We start from the raw sequence: 5,964 nt of genomic DNA on the forward strand, positions 1-5,964 counted from the left end.
CCAGTATGCTAGCCAGGCCTTCCAGGCCAAGCTGGTGGATTACGGCATGGTCTGCTCGATGAGTCGCAAAGGGAACTGTTGGGACAATGCCCCGAGCGAGAGCTTCTTCAACAGTCTGAAAAACGAGCGGGTGCATGGCCAGCGCTACGCCACGCACGAGCAAGCCAAAGACGATCTCTTTGACTACATCGAGATCTTTTACAATCGGAGCCGCCGACACTCCACGCTCGGCTATGTGTCCCCGGCCCAGTACCTCCGGGACTGGGAACACCCACGGGACATGGCGGCTTGACTCCCTTACCCTTGGAAGGCGAAAAACAAGGGGAACCTCACTTGTTCTTCGTGGAACTCGGCGCGGCAATCAACGTGGCATCGACCACCGTGCCTTCCCTGAGCAGGAAGCCTTTGGCATTGAGTTGCTCGTTGACCGTGTTGAGAAACTGCTCGGCAAGCTGGTGTCGTTCGAGCAGATGCCGAAAGCGCAGGATGCTAACGCGGTCAGGCAGGCGGCTCATGCCGCCCAGGCCAGCGAATTCGCGGTACAGCGGCGTGTCATACAACGCTTCTTCCATCGCCACATCGCTCAGACCAAACCATTGCTGCATCAGGTGAATACGCAGCATCGCTGCGAGGGGAAACGGCCGGCGGCCCGTTGCCTTGGTCGGGGCGTGCGGCGCAATCAGCGTCAGAAACTCATCCCAAGGTACCGCGCGCTCCATCTCATCGAGAAACACGCGCTTGCGCGTGCGGCGGTTGCTCAGGTCCAGGCCAAGGTCAGTTTGTTTCATGCACTTATTGTCGCTGGAAAACCCCGCCATGAGCGCCCGGTCTGCGGCGAGTTTTGAACACCATCCCTAGGCACAGTTCCTTTTTGCACCAAGCACTAACCCCTGAACGGATCAAACAAAATGCTCTTCTCCAAAGAGCGCGCCTCAGTAATCTTTTTCAGCATCAAATCAATTAATCCCGAAACAGATGGATTTATTCTAACGACTTCAATTATCTCATTAGCAAGCGACTCGATTTCCGCACCAGAAATCAGATCATATTCATCAAAGCTCAAGCTCGATAGAATAGGAAATTCCTCCGAATCCAATGCGAATAAAAAATTCGCCACATCCATTGGTATTTCGATCCTACTCAAAGCTCCATCTTTTCCTGTGGCTGCCAGATCTTTATCCCAAACAGTTAAATAATACATAGCCTAAAAAGTTTTTCCTGGAAATACGTTGACCAAATTGCCTTTTTTATCAGTTATGACCGTCATGAAATTCGTCGACTTCCCCCCAACTTTTGCATCAACACCAACTGGCCGCCCAAAATCAACTGTTCGAATGAAGTTACCAGATGTTGGTGATTGATATGCCGGTGTTTTCACAACCAATGGGTCTTGTAAAAAAACATTCAATTCATCCTTAGAAATCGTGAATGCAGATTTATTTTGCCCCCAAGCCCCGCCATGTTTCGCCCATGCATATTCAAGCCCACTACTTTTAACAGCTGCATCGCCCGTCCTCACGTTGATTCGAGATGCAACGACACCTTGCGCTGCATTGAAACCATCAATTGCACCTCCAGCTCCGATTACAGGCTGGCTCCCTTTTGCATCAGTGATCCCCACGCCCTTTCCGAGGGCTGCCGCCTTTGCGGCCTCCTCCGCCGCCGTTGTCGCTGTCTTGACTACGCCGGCAGCACCACCGAACGGCAGGTAAGTAACCAACTCACCACCGATTCGCCCAATTTCCTTGGCGTCTGCCTTCTCGTAGGCCGACGCCAGTCTCTCCCTCTGCTCAACCGTAGCACTAGCTATCAACGCCTCCCAGGCTGTCGGATTCGCCAGAAGCCGACCCAATCCATCGATCGTGCCTCGCAACTCTTCACCCGCCTTCTGGTCACCTCATCCCTGAGGCCACGACGGTGCCCGCCAGCTTTGCCATGTCAGCGAGTCCCTGGGCGATTGCATGCCCGGCGCCGGTAGCGGTGCCAACAAGGCGATCAACCTTCGACATTGTTCCCGCCGCCTGCGCCTCTGTATTCATAGCGAGCAGAATGTAGTCGACCGGGCTCGCGCCGAATGCACCGAAGGTGTCGTCCCGCTTACGAAGGATCTCGGCCTGGGCGGAGCGAACTTCCTGCTGCAATCCTGTGCAAACCGCGCTGCTGCTCCCCGCGCAGGCTGACAGAGCTGCATCACGCTGCTTGTCAAGTGCAACGAGCCGATCGCGCTCCCGGCAAGCTTCTGCGTTACCGCTTGCCGTGCAGGATTGATTTGCCTTCGTGAAATCAAGTATCTCTTGGTGCTTCAGGTAGTTGTTTTCCGTGGCAACCTTGCCAACGCTACCGCCCACAGCCAAGTCAGAGCCGGATCCACCAGCAGCACCGCCTGCTAGGCCGCCAACGATCATGCCTGCAAGCTGCACCAGCGCCTTTCTGTCTTCTACGCTGACGCCTTCCATACCAAGCAGTTGAGCGCCGAATGACTCCACTGCCAGCTTGGCGGCGGCCCCGCCTGCTGCGCCAGCCGCAAAGTTGCCGCCGATCGCCATTGACATGAGACCGCCCAGAAGGCCGTGCACGGCCACCTTGGTCGCCGTGGGCTGGCCCTGGAGAAGGTCTCCTGCTTTGTCATAAACCATCGGCGCCAACTGCTGCACCAATTCGGCCCGGACCTTGTTCTCCTCCTGCTGCTCCTTCACCTTCTTCGCATCAAAGATCTTATCGAGAGCCTGGTTAGCGCCATCCGTATCCCGATTCAAGCTAGCAAGCACTGCTTCCACAGTCTTGCCAGTCTTCTCCTTCTGCGCCTCGGCATTGGTGATAGTGACCGTGCCATTGGCGATGGCGCTCTTGGGCTGCCGCCTTGCCTGGGCTGCCAGTTCTTTCGTCAGAAATAGTCAATCACGATCAATGACTGCACTCCACGCATGTCAATAATTGATGAGATCTTTCCCCAGGGGAATTTATACGCTAAAGAAGCTGGCGCTCTCTCTGAGGGGCAAATCGAGCAACAAAGTTCTTCTATTAATTTATCGTGAAAATCTCTTCTCATTTTTTCATTTTCCAAATCCCACGCACCTGCATTCACTCCATCAACATTTAGACATTGAAGCCATACCTGTACTAGTCGCTCTTGAGAAAACACTGCACCAACCCCTCATGTCAAATTCTTGCAGGCATGAGTTCCAATGCTTAATTGCGTTCTCAATTTCACTGCAGGAGACAGCCCCGGCAAGTCTAACTTCTCAATCTGTGAAATTGTTGTTCTGTTCGATATATTCAACCCATCATCAAATATAATAGATCCAGAATCAAAATTGATCATGATGATACACATGAGTTACCCCATGCAACCCTAACACGGACATAACGTTAAACACTAATTTATTGCAATTGTCACAATCAAATTATCGAATTCCGGCGCTGATGTTCCATCGCTGCAGAGCAATTTAATTCTACCTACATCGTTCTCAACAATCATTCCAGAATTACCAATCCAAGCCTGCATGATCCCATCAACTCGCCACACATTCCAAGCCTTAAAAACAGTTTCCGATGCACATGAAATCTCCATATCAACAACATCTGGACTGGTGTCTTCCCATAGAACGATGTCCTTCTGCTTCTGGCCGGCGACAGCGATGTGACCAAGATCAACCTTTAATCTGATCCCTTGAACTGGAATGTTTTTTGCTGATATTCGCTCCACACGGACATGCCATTTACCCGCCGCGAGAGGGAGACGATAAATTGGCACCACAACCATATCACCCAGAATTACTGGCTGTGCCTTTGACTCTTGAAACAACTTGGCGAGCGTTTTTGTATGCATAATTTCTAGCATCCATGTCTTCTAACTTCTATAGAAATGCTGGTCATTTTCTAACATGAAGGCGCATGCACGATCTGATGCACGCGTAAGACTATTATGGGCGCCTTCCTCCGTGACAACTACCATCCTTGCTTACGAATATGGGCCAGTTTTCAACAACAGAATGATCAATGTCACCGGTTTCGAAAAACGACGCGTTTGATACGGGAAATACCGATCTCCCATCGGCCTCCAACTATCTCAGTTGCCCCACGCCATCCAAGTTGACGTTCTATCCTTTCGCGCAACTCGATTTCCGTCGGATTCCCATTAATCATGGCTGTCATTTTGGCAACTTCGGAACGCACATTGTTCTCCGAGAAGTAATCTTGACAACGGACCGGACTCCGGGATGTACGTTATCCGCAGTTGCAGTCTATCTTTGGCCATTCAGCGAAATCTCGTTCACTGGGCTGGTCTTGTCAAAAAGATCTGCGACGCCGCTCATGCGGCCTTGTTGCCCGCCGCCGGCTGACGTGCCACCAGAATTAGCCGGCTTACGGCCCGCGGTCGCACCGGCAATCGCACCTCCTCCGGTACCGAAGGAGGCGCCGGACACCATCGTAGTGTCTAGTGCGTCGACTAGAGTACCCTTAGTAACGGCGTTCTCTAGAGCAATCTGTACTTGCTCTGCACGTCTCAACGCTGAGAACTCATCCGTTTTGTTCTGCGAACCTAGATTTGTCAGATAACTCTCGCAAGACGGCACGCCACCGCACAAGAAGACTGCGTCATTCCGGTCAAAACCACCACCACGCCGCTCCTCCGGGCTGACTTCCATGCAGCGCACCAGACTTGTTGTATCCAAACATCCCTATCTGCTAGAAGCGGTCATGCCGCCCAGCCCTCTAACGCATGCGAATACTGAGCGTGGGCCTCGCCCAGGTCATCATATTTGAACAGGGGTCCCGCGGTATTCGCAAAGTACCATCGATAGTTGTCATGAACCGGCGGGACTACTTCCCCTCGCTCAATATCAGCAAACAAGCCAGTCATAAAGCCCAAAGCCATCTCTGCGTCCTCATCAAACTTTGCATAGTGGGTCAACAGAGCATGCAGTACCCGTGCGCTCTCTTGCAATTGCTTGATCTGATCCATGTTTGATCGCGTTGTCCTGGTACCTATCCAGACCGTACTACCGGGATAGCTATCAAAAAAACATATGGAAAGACCAGCCACATTTTCTATATCCTATTCGCTCGATGCAAACGATCTACCAGAAAAACCCACAATACCACTTTATCCACCATTATCTATGCTATCACCCTTACAAAATTCAACTATGCCAATATCATAAACTCAATATCCGCCACCTTGTTTTACAAAAAACTACCCCGAACCAAAATGAGATCGGCTTGAAAATCGGCATCCATAAATCTATAATCTCTGTAATCTGGATTAATTCCAGCATCAAATCCATCCACTTCCGATCTCAGTTCCCCCAGCACATCTTGAGTGAATAAATCGTCGATATTCATATCTACCATACCCTCCTTTGCGCAACAAAATAAAGAAACAAGAAGACATAGCTTTTGGAACTTTCCCTCTCTAAATATCAGCTCAACATAATCATAGGTATACGCAAATGCCTGCCCGGCGCTAAACCCCATTTTTTTAATTGCGTAAGAATATGTTTCACGCACTAACTCACATAGGTCCGAATAATTATTTGTTGATTTCATATAATTTAATGCGTAAAAATATTTAACTGAATATTTGGAAACATACTCCTAAACTGCACAATCACACTTGTGCAGCTTGGGCAGACCGCTTTTTCAGAAAAAAGATTAATTGATCCAACGACATTTCTACCCCCACCCAATCGCTGCGCGATCGTTTCTAGTATCTTACTAACCTTTTAGAAAGTATTGTCATGTGAGACAATGCTTTCATGAAATGCAAACGAAACTCGGATGCTCGGTCGATCGAGCATCAAGCCTTGCAGGTAATGCGGCAGCAGGCAGTGAAGGCTATTCGCGAAGGCCAGACGGTAGAAAGCGTGGCTGCGGCCTTTGGTGTCAATGTGCGCAGCGTCTATCGCTGGCTGGCCGACTTTGCCAACGGCGGGCAGACGGCGCTGCTGGCTAAGCCGATAC

At 50.7% G+C, this 5,964-nt stretch carries 10 protein-coding genes and 1 pseudogene; 2 read left to right on the forward strand and 9 right to left on the reverse strand.

The window, feature by feature from the left end; all coding sequences use genetic code 11:
• The coding region (locus tag A9975_RS27105; protein ID WP_183035459.1) for an IS3 family transposase at positions 1-292 on the forward strand (292 nt) is incomplete at its 5' end.
• Between the two features lie 43 nt (positions 293-335).
• Here the strand turns inward: A9975_RS27105 and A9975_RS27110 are convergent.
• The 9 genes and pseudogenes from A9975_RS27110 to A9975_RS38645 form a co-directional block, all read right to left on the reverse strand.
• Positions 336-788 (reverse strand): annotated as a pseudogene (locus tag A9975_RS27110) (IS5 family transposase); the annotation flags it as partial.
• A gap of 95 nt (positions 789-883) precedes the next feature.
• A complete protein-coding gene (locus A9975_RS27115; RefSeq protein ID WP_183035460.1) occupies positions 884-1,201 on the reverse strand; it encodes a hypothetical protein in 318 nt (105 codons plus the stop codon).
• A gap of 3 nt (positions 1,202-1,204) precedes the next feature.
• Complete coding sequence (locus A9975_RS27120; protein WP_183035461.1) at positions 1,205-1,873, reverse strand: hypothetical protein; 669 nt, start codon at positions 1,871-1,873, stop codon at positions 1,205-1,207.
• A gap of 19 nt (positions 1,874-1,892) precedes the next feature.
• Complete coding sequence (locus tag A9975_RS38640; protein ID WP_183035462.1) at positions 1,893-2,777, reverse strand: DUF6862 domain-containing protein; 885 nt, start codon at positions 2,775-2,777, stop codon at positions 1,893-1,895.
• A gap of 599 nt (positions 2,778-3,376) precedes the next feature.
• Complete coding sequence (locus A9975_RS27130; protein WP_183035463.1) at positions 3,377-3,841, reverse strand: hypothetical protein; 465 nt, start codon at positions 3,839-3,841, stop codon at positions 3,377-3,379.
• Between the two features lie 403 nt (positions 3,842-4,244).
• Positions 4,245-4,649: a hypothetical protein gene (locus tag A9975_RS27135; RefSeq protein WP_183035464.1), complete on the reverse strand. Its 405-nt coding sequence runs from the start codon at positions 4,647-4,649 to the stop codon at positions 4,245-4,247.
• A gap of 50 nt (positions 4,650-4,699) precedes the next feature.
• Positions 4,700-4,966 carry a hypothetical protein gene (locus tag A9975_RS27140; protein WP_183035465.1) on the reverse strand — a complete coding sequence of 89 codons (267 nt, stop codon included), beginning with the start codon at positions 4,964-4,966 and terminating at the stop codon, positions 4,700-4,702.
• A 221-nt stretch (positions 4,967-5,187) separates the two neighbouring features.
• Entirely contained in the window at positions 5,188-5,550 is a 363-nt protein-coding gene (locus A9975_RS27145) for a hypothetical protein (protein ID WP_183035466.1), read from the reverse strand.
• A gap of 5 nt (positions 5,551-5,555) precedes the next feature.
• Positions 5,556-5,714, reverse strand: coding sequence for a deaminase domain-containing protein (locus A9975_RS38645; RefSeq protein WP_183035467.1), 159 nt, complete (start codon positions 5,712-5,714; stop codon positions 5,556-5,558).
• 45 nt (positions 5,715-5,759) lie between these two features.
• On the opposite strand from A9975_RS38645, the gene A9975_RS27155 reads away from it, so the two are divergent.
• Positions 5,760-5,964: helix-turn-helix domain-containing protein (locus tag A9975_RS27155; RefSeq protein WP_183033298.1), on the forward strand; the 205-nt coding region annotated here is incomplete at its 3' end.

The sequence above is a fragment of the Cupriavidus sp. UME77 genome (assembly GCF_014170355.1).
In the GTDB taxonomy this organism is placed as follows: Bacteria; Pseudomonadota; Gammaproteobacteria; order Burkholderiales; family Burkholderiaceae; genus Cupriavidus; species Cupriavidus basilensis.

What these genes read in the sequence shown, in the direction of transcription:
- A9975_RS27115 (WP_183035460.1), bottom strand. Translation starts at nt 1,201, where the DNA reads ATGTATTATTTAACTGTTTGGGATAAAGATCTGGCAGCCACAGGAAAA.
- A9975_RS27130 (WP_183035463.1), bottom strand. Translation starts at nt 3,841, where the DNA reads ATGCTAGAAATTATGCATACAAAAACGCTCGCCAAGTTGTTTCAAGAG.
- A9975_RS27135 (WP_183035464.1), bottom strand. Translation starts at nt 4,649, where the DNA reads ATGGAAGTCAGCCCGGAGGAGCGGCGTGGTGGTGGTTTTGACCGGAAT.
- A9975_RS27140 (WP_183035465.1), bottom strand. Translation starts at nt 4,966, where the DNA reads ATGGATCAGATCAAGCAATTGCAAGAGAGCGCACGGGTACTGCATGCT.
- A9975_RS27145 (WP_183035466.1), bottom strand. Translation starts at nt 5,550, where the DNA reads ATGAAATCAACAAATAATTATTCGGACCTATGTGAGTTAGTGCGTGAA.